Raw genomic sequence first — 20065 nt, 5'->3', positions numbered from 1 at the left:
CATGCTCACTGAACCGAATGCCTCAGGTTCCGGCGCCACGGCGGAGCAGGAGCCCGTCACGCTCGTACACGGCTATGTACCGGTCATCGACATCTCCTCCGCGCGCCGAGGGGACCGCGCCCAGCGGCTGGATGTCGCGCGTGTCATCGGCGAGGTGTGCGAGACGAGCGGCTTCATGGCCGTCACCGGGCATGGTGTGCCCGAGTCGCTGATCCAGGATGTCTATCGCGCGACCCAGAACTTCTTCGCCCTGCCGACCGCTGTCAAGCGCCAGTTACTGGCGGACCCGTCCGACCCGCTCATGCGCGGGTTCGGTGTGGCGGGCAACCTCGCGGCCGCGAACGACGGAGTGGACGCGGAGACCGCGCGCCGGCTGGCGGACCTGTCCGAGACCTACACCTACAATCGGCTCGGCGACGTGGGGGCGACCGGCATCCCCCACCACGCGCGCAAGGGCTTGGCCACACTGAACAAGTGGCCCATGCTGCAGGGTTTCCGCGAGGCCTACCTCGCCTACTACCGCACGATGGAAGAACTCGCGCGGGAGCTGACCCGGTTGATGGCCCTGGCCCTCGGTCTCGACGAGAATTGGTTCCTCGACAAGATCGACCACCACATCTCCAATATGACCGCCAACTATTACCCCGCGCAGGAGGTACCCCCCGAGCCCGGGCAGCTCCGCAAGGGCGTGCACAGTGACTGGGGCGTGCTGACCGTCCTGTACCAGGACGGGGCACCGGGTGGCCTCCAGGTGCGGGACAAGGCGGGCGCGTGGGTGGACGTGCCTGCCCTCGAAGGCACTTTCGTCGTCAACATCGGTGACCTGATGGCCGTGTGGACCAATGATCGGTGGGTCAGCACGGTGCATCGTGTGGTCAATCCGCCGCGTGAGGCCGCGTACCACGAGCGCTATTCCATCCCGTTCTTTCTGCAGCCCAACTACACGGCACGCATCGAGTGCATCCCCACCTGCAGCGGTCCGGGCAACCCGCCGCGGCACCCGCCCACCACCTCCGGGGAGTACCTGGTCGGCAAGCTCAGCGCCGCCTACGGGATATGACCGCCCTCGACGGTCGTGCCTCCCGGGCCGCCGCGATGTCCGCCGCCCTGCTGGCCGGAGCCGTGCTTTCCCTCCAGGCGTGGGTCAACGGCCGACTCGGCACCGAGACCCATGACGGCGTCGCCGCGGCCGCTCTCTCCGACGGCATGGGCCTGCTGGCGCTACTCGCGGTATGCCCCTTCCTGCCCTCCTTCCGAGCCGGCCTCGCACAGCTGGCAGGGACGCTGCGCGCCCGGGCCGGCGGCGAGCGGCTGCGGCCCTACCACTTCCTCGGTGGACTCGTCGGCGGTGTCGTGGTGCTCTCCCAGGGCATCAGCACCTCGGCGCTCGGCGCCGCGACCTACACCGTCGCACTGGTCGGCGGTCAGACCCTCAGCGGGCTGTGGGTCGACCACTTCGGTCTCGGCCCGTCGGGAGTGTGCCGGGTCACGCCCCGCCGGGTGGCCGGCGCGGTGCTGGCGCTGACCGCCGTGGCGGTACCGCTGCTCGGTTCGATCGGTACCCGGACGGCGTGGCTCACCGTTCTCCCGATCCTGGGCGGGATCGGACTGTCCTGGCAGATGGCCGTGAACGGCCGGCTCAACGTGGCGGCTCGCACCCCATGGCCGTCGGTGACGCTCAACTTCCTGCTCGCCGCGGTCGTTCTGGGCGTCGCCCTGGTCATCGACGTGGCCCGGCGCGGTCTGCCACGCCATTGGCCGGGGGACGTACCGCTGTACTCGGGCGGGCTGCTGGGGCTGGTGTTCGTGCTCGCCGCTGTTCTGCTGGTGCGCCGCATCGGCGTGCTGGTCACGGGTTTGGCCATGGTGGCCGGCCAGACTCTCGGGGCCCTGGCCGTCGACGCCCTGGCGCCCGGCGGTGTGCACGACGGCGTCGGCGCGGTCCTCTCCTCCCTCGCTGTACTGGCCGCGGCGGCCCTCGCGGTCCAGCCGTCCCTCACCACGCGCAGCGTCTCCGACGACCATCTCCCTCTCGAACCGGAGCCCTCGGCTCCCTGACAGAACCAGGCGGAAAATATGACCTCCCTGACCGAGACGGCGGTGCCTGCCGCGGACCTCGACCCGGATGCCGGAATCGAACTGCGCAGCGACATCACGGTCGAGCTGGTGGACCACCGTGCCGACGACATCGGTGTGGTGCGGGCAGCCCGGGTATCCACGGCGGGTGAACGGGCCCACCAGGAGGAGCGCGGCGACAGCTATGCCACCGGGCTCATCAACTACCTGATGCGCAGCCGGCACGGCAGCCCCTTCGAACACAACTACATGACGTTCCTGATCAGCGCGCCGATCTTCACCGTGCGGCATCTCATGCGGCACCGGACCTGGTCGTTCAACGAGGAGAGCGCCCGATACCGGGAAATGAACCCGGTCTTCTACGTCCCTGACGCCTCGCGGTTGCTGCGCCAGGAGGGCAAGCCCGGCCACTACCAGTACGTGCCCGGCGCACCCGGTGATCTGGAGGGCGTCCATGCCTCCGCCCAGGCCGTCTACGGCGCCGCCTACCGCGAGTACACGCGCATGCTCGACGGCGGCATAGCCCGCGAGATCGCCCGCATGGTGCTCCCGGTCGCCACGTACTCGTCCGTGTACGCGACCTGCAACGCGCGTGCCCTGATGCACTTCCTGGGGTTGCGCACCAACCGTCCCGACGCCGCCTACCCGTCCTCGCCGCAGCGGGAGATCGAGCTGGTCGCCGAAGGCATGGAGAAGGAGTTCGCGCGACTGATGCCACTGACACACCAGGCGTTCGAGAAGTTCGGACGGGTGAGCCCCTGACCCGACAGGTCCGTCCGCCGCGCCGGGGCCGCGGTCCCGGCGAGCCCCTCACCTGGAGGTCCAGCAATGCGAGTCACGGTCTACGCGGGATCCTCGGTCGGCAACCGGCCCGTGTTCGCCCAGGAGGCGGGCCGGTTCGCGGCCCGGTTGGCGCAGTCCGGCTGCGACATCGTCTACGGCGGTGGCAGCGTCGGTCTGATGGGCGTGGTCGCCGACGCGGCCCTCGCGCACGGCGGCAAGGTGATCGGCGTCATCCCGCGCTCACTGGTCGACGCGGAGGTCGCCCACACCTCGCTCAGCGAACTGCACGTGGTCGAGTCGATGCGGGAACGCAAGGCGATGATGGAGCGCCTCGGCGACTGCTTCGTCGCCCTGCCTGGCGGCATCGGCACCCTGGAGGAACTCTTCGAGGTCTGGGCGTCCTTGGTGCTCGGGCATCACCGCAAACCGGTCATGCTGCTCAACACCGAGGACTACTGGAACCGGCTGCTGTCCCTCGCGGTCAAGAGCGCCAACTACGGCTTCATGAGCGTAGAGGAGAGCCGTTCCCTCATACCCGTACACAGCGCGGACGAGGTCCTGGACGTGGTCGCGCGCTGGAGTCCGCCCGCCCCGCGCTGGCCCGCGGGGCCGTCGTCGCGGCCGGCCCCGTTGCCGGTCGACTGACGGCATCCTCCCGGCCGTTCGCCGAAGGGTCGGCTGTGCTCCGGGGCCGGGCGTTGCCGTGTGGCCGTCCGAATTCCGCTTGACGACGTTCGCGGATGCGCCCTTACACTGGCGTATGTCGAAACGACCTATAGTGGATCCGACTTAGATCGAACCGCCAGATCGATCGTCCGGCCCACATCGTTCCCATCCCGCGTCGGACGCACGACCGCCCCTACATCCCCCGTACTCGGCCGAACGGCTAGGAGGCCACCTCTTGTCCGCCCCCACGAATCCGCAGTCCGACGCTCTGACCACAGACAAGGCGCCCGTCCCCGGGCAGGAGCCGCCGGACGGCGGCGCGGCCGAGCGGTTCTCCGTGATCCCCCTGCTGGCCCTGTCCTTGTCCGTCTTCGCGCTCTGCTCGGCCGAGTTCGCCTTGATCGGACTGCTCCTCGACGTCTCGTCGGACCTGCATGTCACGGTCGCCAAGGCGGGCCAGTTACTCAGCGCCTACGCCTTCGCGGTCGCCATCGGCGGACCCGTCGTCACGGTGCTCACCGCGAGGTTTGCGCCCAAGCCTCTGGCGCTGACCCTGCTCGGGGTATTCGCCGTTGCCAACGTCCTCGGCGCCCTCGCCCCCTCGTTCAGCGTTCTGATGGGCGCGCGCACCCTCGGTGCGCTCACCCACAGCACCTTCGCGGCCGCGAGCATCCTGCTGGCCATCCGGCTCTCGCCGCCGAACCGCCAGGCATCCGCGATCGCCTGGGTCGCCGGCGGACTGGGCCTCGCCACCGTGCTCGGCGGCCCCATCGGCACGGTCATCGGTGAACAGTGGGGGTGGCGTGCCACGTTCTGGACAGTGGCGGTCGCCGCGGTCGTCGGCGTCGTAGCCATCGGGACGCTGGTGCCCGGCGGACTCGGCGGCGGTCAGAAGGTGTCCTTGCGCACCGAGGTCAAGGTGCTCGGCCGATCCCAGGTGCTGTGGGCGATGGCCGTCACGGCGGTCTCCCAGACCGGCTGGTTTCTGCTTTACAGCTACATCACCCCGCTGCTGCGCGACGTGACGGGGTTCGGCAAATCTGTGGCCGCCGCCATGCTCTTCGTCTTCGGTCTCGGCGGCTTCATCGGCAACGCGCTCGGCGGACGGCTGGCCGACCGGTCCCTGCGGACCACTCTCGCCGGGATGCTCGCGGTGCTCGCCGCGATGTTGCTGCTGATCGCGGCCGGTGCCCGGCACACCCTGCCCACGACCATCGCCGTCCTGCTCATCGGCGTGGCCTCCGGAGCGCTTGTGCCGCCGTTGCAGGCATGGGCCCTCGGCGCGGCCGGCGGCGGCTCCACCCTGGTGCTGGCCGCCAACACCTCCGCTTTCAACCTGGGCAACGCGGTCGGATCCTGGACCGGTTCGCGCCTGCTCGGCTCCGGTACCGCCGTCAACGTGCTCGGCTACGTCGGTGCCGCGATCGTCCTGCTGTCCCTGATGGGAGCGGTCGTCGCCCTGCGCACTCGGCGCGCCGCACCCGAGATCTCCGCGGGCGGTCCCACCGCCTGACGGTCTAGTCCTACGGCCCCGGCGGGCCCGGTGAGGAGAGAAGCGCCATGAGCGTCGACCAGTACGACGAGATCGGTGTCGCCTACGAGGGGTTCAAGTCCCTGCCGATGATCCGGTACTCAGAACTGCCCAGCTTCCTCGGCATGCTGGATCACGTCATCGGCCGCTCCGTGCTCGACCTGGCGTGCGGGACCGGTTACTACACGCGGCGCATCAAGGCGCTCGGTGCCGGGCGCGTGGTGGGGGCCGACATCTCGGCGGCCATGATCGATGCGGCCCGGCAGTACGAGGCGGCGCGTCCGTGCGGTGTGCGCTACGCGGTCGCGGACGCCGCCGAACCTCTTGTGGACGAGCCTCCGTTCGACATAGTGACGGCGGCCTACCTGCTCAACTACGCCGACACCGCGGCCGCGATGAAGCGGATGTGCGTCGGCGTGCGCCGCAACCTCGTCGCCGGCGGCGAGTTCCTCACCCTCACGCAGAACCCTGACTACCGCTTTGACGGGCCGGGGACACGCAAGTACGGCTTCCTGCATGAGCACGACGGGGAGGCCGACGCCGGTCCCCGGGCCAGGATCACCGCGCTCCTGGAGCCGGCCATCACCATCAACGCGCACTTCCCGCGCCGAGCCGTGTACGAGGAGGCGCTGCGCGCGGCCGGGTTCACGGACATCGGCTGGGAGCCCGTGCACGTGAGCGCCGAGGGTGTCCTGGCGTTCGGCGAGCAGTACTGGGCGGACTGGCGCGCCAACCCGACGCTGGCGCTGCTGCGCTGTCGCGCGGTCTGACACTGTCCGCCGCCGAGCGCCCGCCCATTGACCGGCCGGGGGCCCCGTGATCCCCCGCACGCGGACCCCCGGCCACCGCAGTGCCCCGCACCCCGCGTTCCGTCCGAGCCGGCAGCCGCCGCGACCCCAGGGAGACCCATGTCCCGCAGCTTGTTCACCTCGGAGTCCGTCACCGAGGGACATCCCGACAAGATCGCCGATCAGATAAGCGACACGGTCCTCGACGCGCTGCTACAGCAGGACCCGGCTTCCCGGGTCGCCGTCGAGACCCTTGTGACCACCGGCATGGTGCATGTCGCTGGAGAGGTCACGACGCGTGCGTACGCCGATGTTGCCGCACTTGTCCGCAGGCGGATCACCGAGATCGGCTACGACGCGTCCGCCAAGGGATTCGACGGCGCGACCTGCGGTGTCTCGGTGTCCATCGGCGGCCAGTCCCCGGACATCGCGCAGGGCGTGGACACCGCCTACGAGCTGCGCACCGGTGTCGCCGACGATGAGATAGACCGGCAGGGTGCCGGTGACCAAGGCCTGATGTTCGGTTACGCCTGCTCCGAGACACCGGAGTTGATGCCTCTGCCGATCCAACTGGCGCACCGGCTGGCCCAGCGGCTGACTCGGGTGCGCAAGGAGGGCGTGCTGCCCTACCTCCGCCCGGACGGCAAGGTGCAGGTGACGGTGGAGTACCAGGGCAGCAAGCCGATACGGCTCGATACGGTCGTCGTGTCCTCCCAGCATGCGGCCGACATCGACCTCGACTCCTTCCTGGCCCCCGACATCCGCACGTATGTGGTGGAGGCGGAGCTGAAGGCGCTGTCCGAGCAGGGCATCGATCTGGAAGCCGACGACCACCGGCTGCTGGTGAACCCCACCGGACGGTTCGAGATCGGCGGCCCGATGGGCGACGCGGGCTTGACCGGGCGCAAGATTATCGTCGACACGTACGGCGGCATGGCCCGGCACGGGGGCGGGGCCTTCTCCGGCAAGGACCCCTCGAAAGTCGACCGCAGTGGGGCATACGCGATGCGCTGGGTCGCGAAGAACGTGGTGGCCTCGGGCCTGGCCTCCCGGTGCGAGGTCCAGGTCGCCTACGCGATCGGGAAGGCCGAGCCGGTCGGGCTTCTGGTCGAGACCTTCGGGACGGCCACCGTCTCCCAGGCCGCCATCGAGCGAGCCGTCACCCAGGTGTTCGATCTGCGCCCGGCCGCCCTCATCCGTGACTTGGACCTGCTGCGCCCGATCTACGCTCAGACCGCCGCGTACGGCCACTTCGGCCGCGAACTCCCCGACTTCACCTGGGAACGCACCGATCGCGCCGAAGCCCTCCGGCATGCGGCACACCGAGGCTGACCACCGCTCGACCGACCGACTGAGGCGGAAGGCGTGTCCCTGCCGAGTATCCGTCCGTACCGCTGCCTCGTAGCCCCCTCCAGCGCCGGCCCAGCTGCTCCCGATGCCGGGCACCCGTACCGAGTGCGCACACCTGGTTGACTACGCGGCGCTCCAGGCCCGGGCCGCCGTGGGCGGCCAGGGCAGCGCCGCGTCGGCCTACGCGCGGGAGGACCAGAGCCGGCACGCCGCCGACGACTGCCCGTTCGCCACCACGACGCTCTGGCTGCCGGGTACTCGGCGGTCATGGCCCGCACCCCCGCCCCCACCCCCGAGGACGCCTACACAGCCGCCCCCTTCGTCCCCGCCCGCGGCGGACTCGACGCCTTGCGTAAGGCGGCGGCGGACTGCCGGGGCTGCCCCCTTCATGCCCCCGCCACCCAGACCGTCTTCGGTGAGGGGAGCAAGGACGCCCGGGTGATGCTCGTGGGGGAGCAGCCCGGTGATCAGGAGGACCGGCAGGGCAGGCCCTTCGTGGGCCCGGCCGGGCATCTGCTGCACAAGGCGCTGGCGGAGGCCGGGCTTGATCCGGCGCGGGCGTACGTCACCAACGCGGTCAAGCACTTCAAGTTCGCGCAGTCCGAGCCGGGCAAGCGCAGGATCCACCGCGCCCCCACCCTGAGGGAGATGTCGGCCTGCGCGCCCTGGCTTGCGAGGGAACTGGCACTCGTAGAGCCCGAGTTGATCATCATCCTCGGCGCCACCGCGGGCAAGGCGCTGCTCGGCTCCTCCTTCCGGGTCGGCCGGGTGCGCGGCACCGTCATCGAGCAGGACATCCACGGCCACCCCGAACGCCTGCTCCCCACCGTGCACCCGTCGTCCGTGCTCCGCGCCGATGACCGCGACGCCGCCTACCAGGGATTTCTCGCCGATCTGAAAATCGCTGCCCGCACCCTCGGGTAATGGATACGATGCGCTGGTGACCCTTACTTTCACCCTGGAACCCCCCATCACCCCCGCCCTGCGCGACGACCTCCTCGACCTCTGGACGGACGTGTCGAACGCGGGCGGCGCCGTCGGTTTCGTCCCGCCGGTGCAGCGCGAGGAGATACGGCCCGAGCTGGTACGCCACTTCGTGCACATGGCGGAGGGCCGTACCCGCCTCCTCGTCGGCCGGGACGCGCACGGCACGACCGCCGCGGCGGCGTTCCTCACCGGGAACCCGCAGCATCTGAACGCCCACTGGCTGTCGCTGTACTCCGTGATGGTCCACCCCCGTCACCAGGGCAAGGGCTACGGCCGCGACCTGCTCGCCGCCGCCGAGGACGCGGCCCGCGCGACGCCCGGCATCGAGGCGATCCGTCTGTCCTGCCGCGGCGGCCACGGCCTGGAGCACTTCTACGGCTCCTGCGGCTACAAGGAGGTCGGCCGCGTCCCCGGCGCCGTCCGCGTCGCCCCGGACGACGACCGCGACGAGATCTTCATGCTGCTGTCCCTCGGCTGACCCGTCCCGCCCCGCAGACCCCGCTGCATGATCGCCCACGAGACATGCTTCACTGGACGATGACCCCTTTTGGAATCGGACGAGTGGATTGAGATGCTCCGCTACACGCTGAAGCGCCTCGGTATCTTCGTGGGCTGCCTCTTGGTCGTCTGGGGAGCCGTCTACTCCGGCATCTTCCCGCGCGGCTTCGGCAACTCCAACGGCCTGTGGATCGCCCTGCTCGCCCTGGTCGTCTCGGCGCCGATCAGCTGGGTCGTGCTGCGCAAGGAGCGGGACCGGGCCTCGATGCACGTGGTCGGCCGGGTCGACCGGATGAAGGCGAACCTGGAGGCGAACCGCAGCCAGGAGGACACCGCCGACGACAGCGCGCGGGCGCAGAGCCAGCCGTCGTAAAGCGCCCCCCTCGCCCGTGGTCGCACCCGGCACCGGCCACCGGGAACATCAAGATCGCCAAAGGCCGGGTGGCGGCCCCGGCATCCCTCTAGTCTTGCCCACATGGGTGGCGGCAGGACCAAACGGATGCCGAGGGCGGAGCGCGAGCGGCAGATGCTCGACGCCGCCGTGGAGATCATCGCCCGGCACGGGTACACGGCCGCGTCGATGGACGAGATAGCCGAACTGGCGGGCGTCTCCAAGCCGTTGGTCTATCTCTACCTCAACTCCAAGGACGACCTCTTCACCGCGTGCATCCGCCGCGAGGCCGCCGCGCTGACCGAGGCCGTGCGGGCGGCGGTGCGTCCCGCCCTCCCCGCCGACCGCCAACTCTGGGACGGCGTGCGGGCGTTCTTCACCTACACCGCCGAGCACCCCGACGGCTGGACCGTCCTCCACCTCCAGGCCCGCACCCACGGCCCCCGGTTCGCCGCCGAGGCCGACGCCATGCGCGCGGAGATGACCGCCTTCGTCACCCGTCTGATCGCGAGCGCCGCTCAGGAGTCCCCGCACTCCCGTGACCTCCCCGCCCAGGAGATCGAGGGCCTCGCCGTGGCCCTGGTCGGCGCCGCCGAATCCCTGGCCGACCGGACCAACACCATCCCGACCGCCACCGCCGCCCAGGCCGCCACCACCCTGATGAACTTCGCCTGGTCCGGCCTGGGCAACCTGATGTCCGGCAACCGGTGGGCGCCGCCGGGGGTGGCGTCGGCCGCCCGGCCCTGACCTCCCGGCGGTTCAGGGCCGGATCGCGGTGGCCCGGCAGCTCGGTGGCCCGGCAGGTCAGGCCGGGTTCGCGGTGGCCCGGCAGGTCAGGTCCTCGGCGGGGAGCCTGCCCGTGGTCAGGTAGAGCGTGCCGGCCTTGTCCGCGCAGGAGTTGCCGCCGGGCATGTAGAGGACGCCGTGTCCCTCGCCGCCGGTGACGGTGAGCATCCGGGAGCCGCGCAGGGCATGGTGCATGGCCCGGCCGGCGAACAGGGGGGTCTGGGGGTCCCATTCGTTCTGGGTGATCAGCGCGCCGACCGTGTTGTCGATCGTGGTCTGCGGCTCGCTGCCCCGCGGCCAGAAGGCGCACGGTGTGATGGCGCTCGCGAAGTCGCCGTACAGCGGGTAGCGGGCCTTGTCGCGGATCGCCTCGCGGCGGTAGCGCTCGGGGTCGTGCGACCAGGTCCGGGTGTCGGCGCACATGACGGACCAGGCGATGGAGGCGTAGTTGTCGTCGGGCGCCTCGGCCTGGTCGGACGTGCCGGTCGTGCTGGTCGTGCCGGTCGTGCTGGTCGTGCCGGTCGTGCCGGTCGTGCCGGACGGGGCGGGGGCCGGGGTCCCGTTCTCGGCGGCCTTCTTCAGTGCGGCGATCCGCTCGGCGCCCGCCTCGACGTGGAAGAACGTGCTGTTGTCGGCGCGGATGTCGTCACCCGTCAGCGCCTGTCCGTCGAAGGTGATCGGCTCGCGGTCCGCCCGCGCGATCAGCTTCCAGTAGGTCGCGCGGACCTCGGCGGGGGTGTCGCCCAGTCCATAGGTACGGTCGCGCCGGGCGGTCCACTCGGCCCATCGGGTGAACGCCTGCTCGGCGCCCTTCGCCATGTCCTGGAACGTCCCCCGGTAGATCCGCGTGGGGTCGGTCGCGCTGTCCAGTACGAACCGGTCGGCGCGCCCGGGAAACAGCTGCATGTAGACGGCGCCGAGGTAGGTGCCGTAGGAGTACCCCAAGTAGGAGATCTTCTTCTCGCCCAACACGGCACGGATGACGTCCATGTCGCGGGCGCTGTTGCGGGTGATGAGGTACGGCAGCAGGTCACCGGCCTTCGCCCGGCACTTCTCGGCGACCGTGCGGGCCCACTCGACATCCTTCGTGAAGGTCTCCGCCTTGTACGGATGGTCGGCCTGTTCCTCGGCGGTCAGGCCGCAACTGACGGGGGAGCTCTGGCCGGCGCCCCTCGGGTCGAAGCCGATGAGGTCGTACTGTCGCTTCACCTCCGCGGGGAACTGGAGCTCGGTGGGCAGCTGGAGTCCGGGTGCGCCGGGGCCGCCCGGGTTGAGCAGCAGGACGCCGCGGCGCTCCGTCGTACTGGTCGCCTTCAGCCGGGATATCGAGAGGCTGATCTTCCGGCCCCCGGGGTCGCTGTAGTCCAGCGGCACCTTGAGCGTCGCGCACCGCAGGGCGCGGGGGCTCTTCGCGTCGCAGGGCTTCCAGTGGAGCTTCTGCTGGGTGTACTCCCGCAGGGGGGCCGCGGCGGTGGAGACGCCGGACGAACCGGACGCGGCGAGGGCCGGGGCCGGGATCGGCGACGAGAGGCAGGCCGCCGTGAGGCCGGCGGCGAGGAGGAGGATTCGGCGGGTGTTTCCGTTGCGCACGGTGTGCTCGTCCTTGTCGAGGAGGGTGGGCTGCCGGGTCAGCGGTGGGAGGAGGCCGGTCGGCCTCCGTCGAGGTGCTGGCGGACGCACTGCGTGTACTGGTGGAAGCTGTCGGGCCGGTAGCACTCCTGCGTCCGGTTCGCGTACCAGACGACGCAGACGACGACCAGCCCCGACACCACGATGGCGAGGGCCGACGTCACCAGGGCGGTGACGGCCTTGCCGCGGCCCGCGCCGGTCCTTCTGGCCGTCATCAGCGCGGCGATGCCGAGGATCAGACCGAGCACGGCGAGGGGGCCGCCGACGAAGACGACGGAGGTGAGCAGGCCGGTGACGCCCAGCGTCAGGGCGGCCGTGGCCAGTCCGTTCCTCGGTGCCGTGAGCCGTGTCCCTACGGCGTCTGTTCGCGCGGACGCCATGTGGTGCGTCTCGATTCCCTGGGCGTTCATCGGCCCGTCCTTCCGTCCCGTCAACCGGTGAGCCCCGATTGTGGAGTTCGGCGCGCGCGGAACACATCGCGGAAAGGCGGGAGAATCCTCTCCCCCGATCGAGGGAGGCCGCCGGTGCGCCGTCCGGGCATACTGACGTGGCTATGACCAGGGGATTCCGGCCGCTGCTGCGCGGCTCCACGTACGCGGGTGCGCTCTTCGCCTATTGCGGCGCGCTGGTGAGCCTCCCCCTGCTGCCGTTCGCCGCGCTGCCGGCGCTGGCGTGGCCGTCCGCTCCCGAGGGCGTGCGGATCGTCCTGACCGTGCTGGTCTGGGCCGTGCTGATCGGCGTGCTCGGGCTGGCTCGTACGACGCGGCGGGTGCTGATCGCGTGCGCCCGGCGGATGCTGGGGGTGCCGCTGCCGGACCCCGCGGCCGAGCCGACCCGCTCCACGGCACCGACCCGATCCACGGCGGCACCGACCCGTTCCACGGCACCGGATACCGACCGCCTGCGCACCCCCCTGTGGCTGCTGTCGCACGTGGCACTGGGCTGGGCGGGAGCGCAGTCGGCCGTCCTGCTGGTCGGCGCGGGCCTGCTGCTGCCCGGTGGCTGGGCCGGTGCGCGGGCCGGGGTGAGCGTGCGCGGCTGGTCGCTGCGGCCGGAGCGGGGCTGGCAGAGCTGGGCGGCGGCGCTCGGCTGTCTGCTGCTCGCGGCGCTGCTGTGTCTGGCGGTGACGGGCGCCCTGCGGTGGCTGGCGCCCCGGCTGCTCGGTCCGTCGTCGGCGGAGCGGCTCGCGCTGGCGGCCGAGCGGGAGCGGGCGCTGGCCGAACGCAACCGGCTGGCCCATGAGTTGCACGACTCGATCGGACACACGCTGACGGCCGCCACGATCCAGGCGGCGGTGGCGGGCGAGGTGCTCGGCGCCGACCCGGAGGCGGCGCGGGCCGCGCTGCGCAGCATCGAGGAGTCGACCCGGGCCGCCCTCGAAGACCTGGACTACGTGCTGGGCATGCTGCGCGAGGAGCAGGCGGGTACGGCCCCGCCCCGGTCCCTGGCCGATCTGCCCGAGCTGCTCGACCGGTTGCGGCACGCGGGCGCGGTGGTGGAGCCGGAGCTGTCGGGCGACTTCACCCGGGTGCGGGGGACGCCGGCCCGGGCCGCGTACCGGATCCTCCAGGAGGGGCTGACGAACGCGCTGCGGCACGGAGCGGGCGGCCCGATCCGGGTCACGGTGACGGCCGCACCGGACGCGCTGAGCCTCAGCGTGGTCAACCGGACCGGTTCGGGGGGCGGTTCGGGTACGGCGTCCTTCCCCACGTCCGGGCACGGCCTGCCGGGACTCACCGAGCGCGTACGGCTCCTGCACGGCGAGATCACGGCCGGCCCCGACGGCCCCGAACACTGGCGGCTCGCGGTCCGGCTGCCAGTACGCCTGCCGGCATGACCGGCTCCCCCGTGAGCGCGGCCGGTCCCGATGTGAACGCGGCCGTCACCCTCCTGATCGCCGACGATGACGCGGTGACGCGCAGCGGGCTGCGTACGTTGCTCGCGCTGCAGCCGGGAATCGTGGTGGTCGGGGAGGCCGCCGACGGTGCCGAGGCGGTGGAGCGGGCGCGGCGGTTGCGGCCGGACGTCGTTCTGATGGATGTGCGGATGCCGCGCCTCGACGGCATCGAGGCCACCCGGCGGCTCCTCGCCGGACCGGACGAGCCGCCGAAGGTCGTGGTGATCACCACCTTCGAGAACGACGGCTACGTCACCGCCGCACTCGGCGCCGGAGCCGCCGGGTTCGTCCTCAAACGGCACCCGGTCCCCGAGATCGCCCAGGCCGTGCGGGTGGTCGCGGCGGGCGAGGCGATCCTCTTCCCCGCGGCGCTGCGCCGGTTGGTCGCCGCCCGCCCGCTGGACTCCGCCGAAGCCCTGCCGCAGGCGGCGCTGACGGTCCGGGAGGAGGAGGTGCTGCGCCTGATGGCCACCGGTCTGTCCAACCCGGAGATCGCGCGGTCGTGCGGGGTCAGCCTGGAGACGGTGAAGACGCACGTCGGGAACGTGCTGACCAAGCTCGGCGCCCAGAACCGGACCCACGCCGTGGTGATCGCGTACGAGTCCGGCCTGGTCGTACCCGGCGTCACCGGCTGACACGCACCCGCGCACCGCGCACGCGTCACGGACGGGCCGGGGTCTCCTCGGCGTCGGACTCACCGGATTCACCGGACTCGGCGGATTCATCGGACGTGGCGGACTCGGCGGACTCGGTGATCCCCGCGATCGCCTCGCGCGGCGCACGCCGTTGCAGCAGCACGAACCACACCACGCCCGCCAGCGCCACCAGCGCCGCGATGTAGAAGTTGAGGCGCAGACCCAGGAAGTACTGGGAGTAGTCGACGCGCAGGGACTCCTCGAAGACGCGGAACGCGGAGTAGCCGGCGACGTAGAGCGGGAACAGGCCGCCCGGTCGGATCCGGCCGCTGCGGCCCAGACGGATCAGGAGGGCCGCCAGAAGGAGGTTCCAGATCAGTTCGTAGAGGAAGGTGGGGTGGAAGGTGGTGTTGTGGAGGTAGCCCGCGGGGCGGAACGCGGGGTCGATCTCCAGGCCCCAGGGAAGGCTGGTCGGGCCGCCGAACAGCTCCTGGTTGAAGTAGTTGCCGATCCGGCCGATGGCCTGCGCGATCAGCAGGCAGGGGGCCAGCGCGTCCATCATCCCGGCGACCGAGGCCCCCGCCCGGCGCAGCCGCCACACGCAGACCACCGTGGCCAGCGCGACCCCGCCCCAGATCCCCAGCCCGCCGTCCCACACCGCCAGCGGCCCCCACCAGTGGTGAGGGATGCCCTTCGGCGTGGTCAGGTCGAAGTAGATCCGGCCGCCGAGGATGCCGAACGGCACGCCCCACATCGCGACCTCGTCCACCAGCTCCGGGTCCCCGCCCGCGGCCTGCCAGCGGCGCCGGCCCAGATAGACGGCGAGGCCGATGCCCACGACGTACATCAGGCCGTAGAAGTGGATGTACAGGGGCCCCAGGTGGAAACCGTTCACCGAGGGGGAGGGAATGGCGGCTAGCAGCATGGGGACGAGGGTACGTGGGTCGCCCCTTACCGAGCCCTCCAGCGTCCTACGACGCCTCGCCCACCCGCCCCGACACATGCACCCGGCCGTCCGGGCCCCGTAGTTCGAACCGGCCGCCCTCCGGTGCCGCGCCGTACCGCACCACCCCCGGCAGCAGCACCGGCGCCCGGAACTCCACCCGTGCCGCGCGGACGTCCCCGTGCTCCGCCAGGCAGCGCGCCGCCGTCCACATGCCGTGGGCGATGGCGCGCGGGAAGCCGAAGAGGCGGGCGGTGAGGCGGGTGAGGTGGATGGGGTTGCGGTCGCCCGAGGCGGCGCCGTAGGCGCGGCCCAGATCGCCGGGCAGGTCCCAGGAGGCGAGGGGCGGGAGGGGGTCCGGCGGCTCCGGGGGAGAGGCGGCCTCGCCCGCCGTCCGGTGCCGGGACAGATATGTGCTGCGGGACTCCCACACCGGCTCCCCGGCCAGCCGTGCCTCCGTCACCACCGTCGCCTCCGTGCCGCGCCGGTGCGGGGCCAACCCCGAGACGTAAGCGGTGAGTTCGTACGACCCCGACACGGGCAGCGGTGCGTGCCGGACGAGTTCGATCGAGGTGTGCACCAGCCCCAGCAGCGGGAGCGGGAAGTCCCGGGCGCCGAGCAGGCGCATCGCCAGCGGGAAGGCGAGGACATGGGGGTAGGGGAGCGGGAGGTGCTCGCAGGGGGTGGGGAAGGCGCACAGCCGGGCGTACCTCGCCAGCCGGTCCGGGTCCGCGCGCACCCCCGGCAGCACCAGCCGGGTGTCCGGGTGCGGCGCCCCGGCCGAGGGCCGCTTTCCCAGCGAGCGCAGCGCTCCGGCCGCCAACACCGGCCCCAGCGCGGGTGACTTGTCGAGGACGGTCGACATCAAACCCCCCGAAGGCGGGAACAAATTCGTTACCGAGCGGTAAAGTTACCGCAGGTAAGCCCAGGTCGGCCAGTGCCGGAAGCCGCGACAACCCCGCACAGCCCCGTCCCCGTACCACCCCCGTACCACCCCCGGACCGTCCCCGGAACCGCACAAAGCCCCCACAACGGGCCCGTACGATCACTCGCCTGACCGGCGGTAACACCTCACCTCAGCTCGTTCGCCGCGCGCCCGGCCGCCGGTGAACGCCTCGCCGCACGCCCGAGGAGCCGCTCGTGTCCCCCCACCCCAACTCCCCTGTCTCCGCCGTCGATCACGACGGCCGGCCCCTCCTGGTCGCGCCCCACACCCGGCGCCTGGACGGGGCCGTACGGGAGGCCGTCGTACCGCCGTTCGCGGCGCCGGTGACCCATGGGTCGCTGGCCGACCTGCCGTTCGACAACGCGGCCGAGGACCCGGACGCGGTGGTGCTGAGCCGCAAGCTCGGAAACGGCCACTGGAAGGACATCACCGCGGCGCGGTTCGCCGAGGAGGTGCTCGCGGTGGCGAAGGGGCTGATCGCGGAGGGGCTGGTGCCCGGGGACCGGATCGCGATCATGGCGCGTACGACGTACGAGTGGACGCTGCTCGACTTCGCCGCCTGGGCCGCGGGGCTCGTCACCGTTCCCGTCTATCCCACCTCCTCCCTCTTCCAGACCCGCTGGATCCTGCACGACTCCGGCGCCGTCGCCCTGGTGACCGAGACCGGCGCCCAGGCCGCCGCGCTCGGCCCCGAGCTGCAACACCTGCCGGAACTGCGGCACTTGTGGGTCATGGAGAAGGGGCATGTGGAGCGGCTCGCGGATGCGGGGGCGCCGGTGCCGGAGGGCGAGGTCGGGGTGCGGCGCGGCGTGCTCGGGCCCGCCACCCTCGCCACCCTCGTCTACACCTCCGGCACCACCGGGCGCCCCAAGGGCTGCGCCCTCTCGCACGGCAACTTCTTCGCCGAGGTGGACAACGCGATCGAACTGCTCCACCCCGTCTTCAAACAGCACGACAACGACCCGTCCGTGCTCCTCTTCCTCCCCCTCTCCCATGTGTTCGGACGCATGGTCGCCATCGCCTGTGTGCGCGCCCGCGTCCGCCTCGGGCACGCGCCCAGCCTCAGGGCCGAGGACCTGCTGCCGGACCTCGCCGCCTTCCGGCCCACCGCCCTGCTGACCATCCCCTACATGCTGGAGAAGATCTTCAACTCGGCCCGCGCACAAGCCGAGTCGGGCGGCCGGGGTGCCGTCTTCGACCGCGCCGCCGCCGTCGCCCGGCGCTACGGCGAGGCGCTCCAGGCGAGCCAGTCCGGCACCGGCGACGGCCCCGGCCGCGTCCTGCGCACCCAGCGCGGCTTCTACGACCCCCTCGTCTACCGCCGGATCCGCGCGGCGATGGGCGGCCGGGTCAGACACGTCATCTGCGGCGGATCCCCGCTCGGGCGCCGCCTGGCCGCGTTCTACGCCGGTGCGGGCATCGGGATCTACGAGGGGTACGGCCTCACGGAGACCACCGGCGCCAGCACCGTCACGCCACCGCTCAAACCCCGTCTGGGCACCGTGGGCTGGCCGCTGCCCGGTACCCGGGTGCGGATCGCCGCCGACGGGGAGATCCTGATCTCCGGCGACCATGTGCTGCGCGGCTACTGGGACCCGGGGGCCGGCGGTGTCGTCCCCGTCACCCGCGAAGGCTGGCTGCACACAGGGGACTTGGGCGAGCTGGACGACGACGGCTATCTCACCATCACCGGCCGCAAGAAGGAACTCCTCATCACCTCCGGCGGCAAGTCCGTGGCCCCCGCCCCGCTGGAGAACTGGCTGCGCCAACACCCCCTGATCTCCCAGGTGATGCTGGTCGGCGACGACCGTCCGTACGTCGCCGCCCTGCTCACCCTCGACCCCGAGGGCATCGTCCACTGGCGGCAGATGAACGGGAAGCACCCCGTGCCGCCCGAACTCGTCGCCGACGACCCGGACCTGCGGGCCGTACTCCAGCGCGCCGTGGACGACACCAACCGCCTCGTCTCCCGGCCCGAGTCCATCCGCCGCTTCACCGTCCTGCCGTACGACTTCACGGAGGAGGCCGGTCATCTCACGCCCTCCATGAAGCTGCGGCGCGCGCGGATCCTCGCGGACTTCGGCCGGGAGGTGGAGGGGCTGTACGACGGGGTGTGAGCGGCCGTCGGAACGGCGGAGGCTGGTCGGTATCGCCTCCAACACGCCTTTTGTAGAAGGTACTTGGCAGGACCTTTGCTGTGAAAACCCGGATGCCGGGTGACAACGGGACGCACGTTGACTGCACACTGACAACCACGGGCGCACGTCTCCCCCCACTGGTGGCCGCCAGTTACGTCTGCACCGCGAGTCCCGCGAGAAGGAGCAGCATGTCTGCCACGATCCGCCTCACCGCAGCCACAGCCGTCGCCGCCGCCGTCCTGTCGGCACTGGCGACCTCCCCCGCGGCCGCCGTCGCCGCGCCTGCGCTGCGCATGACCCCGGTCAGCGGTCACATCAGCAGTCACCACCTGGTCGGTGGCATCAGGAACAGCACCAGCTCCAACTGGGCCGGCTACGCCGCGACCGGTACGACGTTCACCAGCGTCTCCGCGAGCTGGGTGCAGCCGGCGGTCAGCTGCACCAGCTCGACCACGTACTCGTCGTTCTGGATCGGCATCGACGGCGACGGCAGCAACTCCGTGGAGCAGACGGGCACCGAGGCGGACTGCTCCAGCGGCCGGGCGGTCTACTCGTCCTGGTACGAGATGTACCCGGCGTACCCGGTGAACTACAGCAACGCGGTGAGCGCGGGTGACCACTTCACCTCGACGATCACCCGCAGCGGCACCTCGTACACGCTCACCCTCACGGACAGCACCAAGGGCTGGACGAAGACCACCAAGAAGACGCAGAGCGGTCTGTCCAACGCGTCCGCCGAGGTCATAGCCGAGGCGCCGTCCAGCTCCTCCGGCGTGCTGCCGCTGTCGAACTTCGGCACCGCGAACTTCACCAACGCCACCGCCAACGGCCAGGCCATCGGCAACTACTCGCCCGACAAGATCAACATGGCCTCGGGCAGCACCACCAAGGCGACGACCTCCGCGCTGAGCAGCGGCGAGAACTTCTCGGTCGCCTTCAACCACAGCTGACCCCTGGCCCCCACCCCGACGAACCGGCCCCGGGCACGCTACGGCGTCCCGGGGTCGGCCCGTGGCTGTTCGTTCAGCCCGCCCTGAGCCGTGCCAGGAACTCCGAAACCCCGTCGACCCAGCGGTACGGCACGAAGGCGGGGGCGAGTTCGCGCACCAGGGTGACGCAGCGGGGAGCGCCGATGCGGGTGGCCAGGTCGAGCGATTCCCCGGTGACGGCCAGGGCCTGCTCGATGTCGTCGGCCTCCAGGCATCCCCTGGCCTGGTAGGTCAGGAAGATTCCGCGGGTCTTGTCGCGGGCGCGGGGCAGCAGGGCGATGCCCTCGGCGATCCGGGCGCGGGCCTCGGCGACGCGGCCGAGGTCGAGCAGGCACTGCCCGGAGTCGACGGCGAGATCGGCCGGGCTCATCCACGCGCACCAGCCAGGGGCGGGATCGGCCGCCCCGGCCGCGAGGGCGGACTCGGCCGCGGACAGATCGCGATGGCAGGCGACGCGCTCGCCCAGGGCGGCATGGGCGCGGGCCCGGCGCAGGAACAGCAGCGACCGGGCGGTGGGGTGCCGGGTACCGGACAGGGCGTGGCCGAGCTGGTCGACGGAGACCTTCGGCTCGCCCAGCCAGTTCGACTGATAGGCGAAGTCCGAGAGCACCCCGGCCCCGTGGTCGCGGTCCCCGGCTGCGTGCGCGGACTGAAGCGCCGCTCCCCAGAGCTTGCCGGCCGCCCAGTGCCGGCCCTGGTCGAAGCGGTACCAGCCGCAGGTGGTGGCCAGATTCGCCGCGAGCAGATGAAGCCGGCGGCCGGTGTCCTCGTCGTAGCGCCCGCCCTCGATCAGCTCGGTCGTGGTGGCGAGGTGGGCGTCCAGCAGCCGGACGGTGTGCTGCCGCTGCTCGGTGGGCAGGGCCGTCAGCCGCCCGCTGGTCTCCTCCAGCCGGTCCACGAGTTCCGCGTCCACGCGCTTGCCACCGAGCGCCGAGGCGAGGCGTTCGGGTTCGACGGTGGCCCACTGGGCGGCGAGTCCGGTCAGGGAGATCGCGCTGTAGGTCAGGAAGGTGCGGCGGTCCATGAAGACCC

The 20065-nt window shown here is 71.5% G+C and carries 20 protein-coding genes; 15 read left to right on the top strand and 5 right to left on the bottom strand.

All coding sequences use genetic code 11. The features are described from left to right. Position 1 precedes the first annotated feature (1 nt). The 11 genes from AB0N90_RS29220 to AB0N90_RS29170 all read left to right on the top strand — a co-directional run bounded on the left by AB0N90_RS29220 (position 2) and on the right by AB0N90_RS29170 (position 9817). A complete protein-coding gene (locus tag AB0N90_RS29220; RefSeq protein ID WP_365201688.1) occupies positions 2 to 1060 on the top strand; it encodes a 2OG-Fe(II) oxygenase family protein in 1059 nt (352 codons plus the stop codon). Further along, positions 1057 to 2058 carry a DMT family transporter gene (locus tag AB0N90_RS29215; RefSeq protein ID WP_365201685.1) on the top strand — a complete coding sequence of 334 codons (1002 nt, stop codon included), beginning with the start codon at positions 1057 to 1059 and terminating at the stop codon, positions 2056 to 2058. The genes AB0N90_RS29220 and AB0N90_RS29215 overlap by 4 nt, the downstream gene beginning before the upstream one ends. Before the next feature lie 18 nt (positions 2059 to 2076). Further along, positions 2077 to 2838, top strand: a complete 762-nt coding sequence (gene thyX, locus AB0N90_RS29210; RefSeq protein ID WP_365201683.1) for an FAD-dependent thymidylate synthase — start codon at positions 2077 to 2079, stop codon at positions 2836 to 2838. A 66-nt stretch (positions 2839 to 2904) separates the two neighbouring features. Next, entirely contained in the window at positions 2905 to 3504 is a 600-nt protein-coding gene (locus AB0N90_RS29205; protein WP_365201680.1) for a TIGR00730 family Rossman fold protein, read from the top strand. A 256-nt stretch (positions 3505 to 3760) separates the two neighbouring features. Further along, on the top strand, positions 3761 to 5038 hold the full coding sequence (locus tag AB0N90_RS29200; protein ID WP_365201677.1) for an MFS transporter: 1278 nt from the start codon (positions 3761 to 3763) through the stop codon (positions 5036 to 5038). Between the two features lie 47 nt (positions 5039 to 5085). Further along, positions 5086 to 5826, top strand: coding sequence for a class I SAM-dependent methyltransferase (locus AB0N90_RS29195; RefSeq protein WP_365201675.1), 741 nt, complete (start codon positions 5086 to 5088; stop codon positions 5824 to 5826). Between the two features lie 138 nt (positions 5827 to 5964). Beyond that, positions 5965 to 7176 (top strand): methionine adenosyltransferase, encoded by a 1212-nt coding sequence (metK, locus tag AB0N90_RS29190; protein ID WP_365201672.1) that lies wholly within the window; start codon positions 5965 to 5967, stop codon positions 7174 to 7176. Between the two features lie 285 nt (positions 7177 to 7461). After that, positions 7462 to 8118 (top strand): UdgX family uracil-DNA binding protein, encoded by a 657-nt coding sequence (locus AB0N90_RS29185; protein WP_365201670.1) that lies wholly within the window; start codon positions 7462 to 7464, stop codon positions 8116 to 8118. Positions 8119 to 8134: 16 nt separating this feature from the next. Next, positions 8135 to 8659 (top strand): GNAT family N-acetyltransferase, encoded by a 525-nt coding sequence (locus tag AB0N90_RS29180; RefSeq protein ID WP_365201669.1) that lies wholly within the window; start codon positions 8135 to 8137, stop codon positions 8657 to 8659. Positions 8660 to 8752: 93 nt separating this feature from the next. Beyond that, positions 8753 to 9052, top strand: coding sequence for a DUF4229 domain-containing protein (locus AB0N90_RS29175; RefSeq protein ID WP_365201667.1), 300 nt, complete (start codon positions 8753 to 8755; stop codon positions 9050 to 9052). A gap of 102 nt (positions 9053 to 9154) precedes the next feature. Beyond that, on the top strand, positions 9155 to 9817 hold the full coding sequence (locus tag AB0N90_RS29170) for a TetR/AcrR family transcriptional regulator (RefSeq protein ID WP_365201665.1): 663 nt from the start codon (positions 9155 to 9157) through the stop codon (positions 9815 to 9817). Positions 9818 to 9874: 57 nt separating this feature from the next. Here the strand turns inward: AB0N90_RS29170 and AB0N90_RS29165 are convergent, their stop codons facing one another. Continuing rightward, on the bottom strand, positions 9875 to 11446 hold the full coding sequence (locus AB0N90_RS29165) for an alpha/beta hydrolase (RefSeq protein ID WP_365201662.1): 1572 nt from the start codon (positions 11444 to 11446) through the stop codon (positions 9875 to 9877). Positions 11447 to 11484: 38 nt separating this feature from the next. Beyond that, the gene (locus AB0N90_RS29160; protein WP_365201659.1) at positions 11485 to 11895 is read right to left on the bottom strand and encodes a DUF4190 domain-containing protein; all 411 of its coding nucleotides are present in this window, start codon (positions 11893 to 11895) and stop codon (positions 11485 to 11487) included. Positions 11896 to 12038: 143 nt separating this feature from the next. On the opposite strand from AB0N90_RS29160, the gene AB0N90_RS29155 reads away from it, so the two are divergent. Both AB0N90_RS29155 and AB0N90_RS29150 read left to right on the top strand, forming a co-directional pair. Then, on the top strand, positions 12039 to 13322 hold the full coding sequence (locus AB0N90_RS29155) for a histidine kinase (protein WP_365201657.1): 1284 nt from the start codon (positions 12039 to 12041) through the stop codon (positions 13320 to 13322). After that, positions 13319 to 14017: a response regulator transcription factor gene (locus AB0N90_RS29150; protein ID WP_365201655.1), complete on the top strand. Its 699-nt coding sequence runs from the start codon at positions 13319 to 13321 to the stop codon at positions 14015 to 14017. Before AB0N90_RS29155 ends, AB0N90_RS29150 begins: the two co-directional genes overlap by 4 nt. A gap of 25 nt (positions 14018 to 14042) precedes the next feature. Here the strand turns inward: AB0N90_RS29150 and lgt are convergent, their stop codons facing one another. Beyond that, positions 14043 to 14942, bottom strand: a complete 900-nt coding sequence (gene lgt / locus AB0N90_RS29145) for a prolipoprotein diacylglyceryl transferase (RefSeq protein WP_365201654.1) — start codon at positions 14940 to 14942, stop codon at positions 14043 to 14045. Positions 14943 to 14988: 46 nt separating this feature from the next. Next, the gene (locus tag AB0N90_RS29140) at positions 14989 to 15825 is read right to left on the bottom strand and encodes a MaoC/PaaZ C-terminal domain-containing protein (RefSeq protein WP_365201651.1); all 837 of its coding nucleotides are present in this window, start codon (positions 15823 to 15825) and stop codon (positions 14989 to 14991) included. A 275-nt stretch (positions 15826 to 16100) separates the two neighbouring features. Between AB0N90_RS29140 and AB0N90_RS29135 the strand changes: the two genes are divergently transcribed. Together AB0N90_RS29135 and AB0N90_RS29130 are read left to right on the top strand one after the other, a co-directional pair. Then, a complete protein-coding gene (locus tag AB0N90_RS29135; RefSeq protein ID WP_365201650.1) occupies positions 16101 to 18023 on the top strand; it encodes an AMP-dependent synthetase/ligase in 1923 nt (640 codons plus the stop codon). Positions 18024 to 18232: 209 nt separating this feature from the next. Then, the gene (locus AB0N90_RS29130; RefSeq protein WP_361683230.1) at positions 18233 to 18994 is read left to right on the top strand and encodes a G1 family glutamic endopeptidase; all 762 of its coding nucleotides are present in this window, start codon (positions 18233 to 18235) and stop codon (positions 18992 to 18994) included. Between the two features lie 73 nt (positions 18995 to 19067). Here the strand turns inward: AB0N90_RS29130 and AB0N90_RS29125 are convergent, their stop codons facing one another. Then, on the bottom strand, positions 19068 to 20057 hold the full coding sequence (locus AB0N90_RS29125) for an XRE family transcriptional regulator (RefSeq protein WP_365201647.1): 990 nt from the start codon (positions 20055 to 20057) through the stop codon (positions 19068 to 19070). Positions 20058 to 20065: the final 8 nt, after the last annotated feature.

It is taken from the genome of Streptomyces sp. NPDC093018 (assembly GCF_040684035.1).
GTDB lineage: Bacteria > Actinomycetota > Actinomycetes > Streptomycetales > Streptomycetaceae > Streptomyces > Streptomyces murinus.
This window is presented reverse-complemented; position numbering and strand designations above follow the sequence as displayed.

Bases quoted from the DNA above. Each gene is read 5' to 3' on its own strand.
- AB0N90_RS29220 (WP_365201688.1), top strand. From the start codon at position 2: ATGCTCACTGAACCGAATGCCTCAGGTTCCGGCGCCACGGCGGAGCAG.
- AB0N90_RS29215 (WP_365201685.1), top strand. From the start codon at position 1,057: ATGACCGCCCTCGACGGTCGTGCCTCCCGGGCCGCCGCGATGTCCGCC.
- thyX (WP_365201683.1), top strand. From the start codon at position 2,077: ATGACCTCCCTGACCGAGACGGCGGTGCCTGCCGCGGACCTCGACCCG.
- AB0N90_RS29205 (WP_365201680.1), top strand. From the start codon at position 2,905: ATGCGAGTCACGGTCTACGCGGGATCCTCGGTCGGCAACCGGCCCGTG.
- AB0N90_RS29195 (WP_365201675.1), top strand. From the start codon at position 5,086: ATGAGCGTCGACCAGTACGACGAGATCGGTGTCGCCTACGAGGGGTTC.
- metK (WP_365201672.1), top strand. From the start codon at position 5,965: ATGTCCCGCAGCTTGTTCACCTCGGAGTCCGTCACCGAGGGACATCCC.
- AB0N90_RS29185 (WP_365201670.1), top strand. From the start codon at position 7,462: ATGGCCCGCACCCCCGCCCCCACCCCCGAGGACGCCTACACAGCCGCC.
- AB0N90_RS29175 (WP_365201667.1), top strand. From the start codon at position 8,753: ATGCTCCGCTACACGCTGAAGCGCCTCGGTATCTTCGTGGGCTGCCTC.
- AB0N90_RS29170 (WP_365201665.1), top strand. From the start codon at position 9,155: ATGGGTGGCGGCAGGACCAAACGGATGCCGAGGGCGGAGCGCGAGCGG.
- AB0N90_RS29160 (WP_365201659.1), bottom strand. From the start codon at position 11,895: ATGAACGCCCAGGGAATCGAGACGCACCACATGGCGTCCGCGCGAACA.
- AB0N90_RS29155 (WP_365201657.1), top strand. From the start codon at position 12,039: ATGACCAGGGGATTCCGGCCGCTGCTGCGCGGCTCCACGTACGCGGGT.
- AB0N90_RS29150 (WP_365201655.1), top strand. From the start codon at position 13,319: ATGACCGGCTCCCCCGTGAGCGCGGCCGGTCCCGATGTGAACGCGGCC.
- lgt (WP_365201654.1), bottom strand. From the start codon at position 14,942: ATGCTGCTAGCCGCCATTCCCTCCCCCTCGGTGAACGGTTTCCACCTG.
- AB0N90_RS29140 (WP_365201651.1), bottom strand. From the start codon at position 15,825: ATGTCGACCGTCCTCGACAAGTCACCCGCGCTGGGGCCGGTGTTGGCG.
- AB0N90_RS29130 (WP_361683230.1), top strand. From the start codon at position 18,233: ATGTCTGCCACGATCCGCCTCACCGCAGCCACAGCCGTCGCCGCCGCC.
- AB0N90_RS29125 (WP_365201647.1), bottom strand. From the start codon at position 20,057: ATGGACCGCCGCACCTTCCTGACCTACAGCGCGATCTCCCTGACCGGA.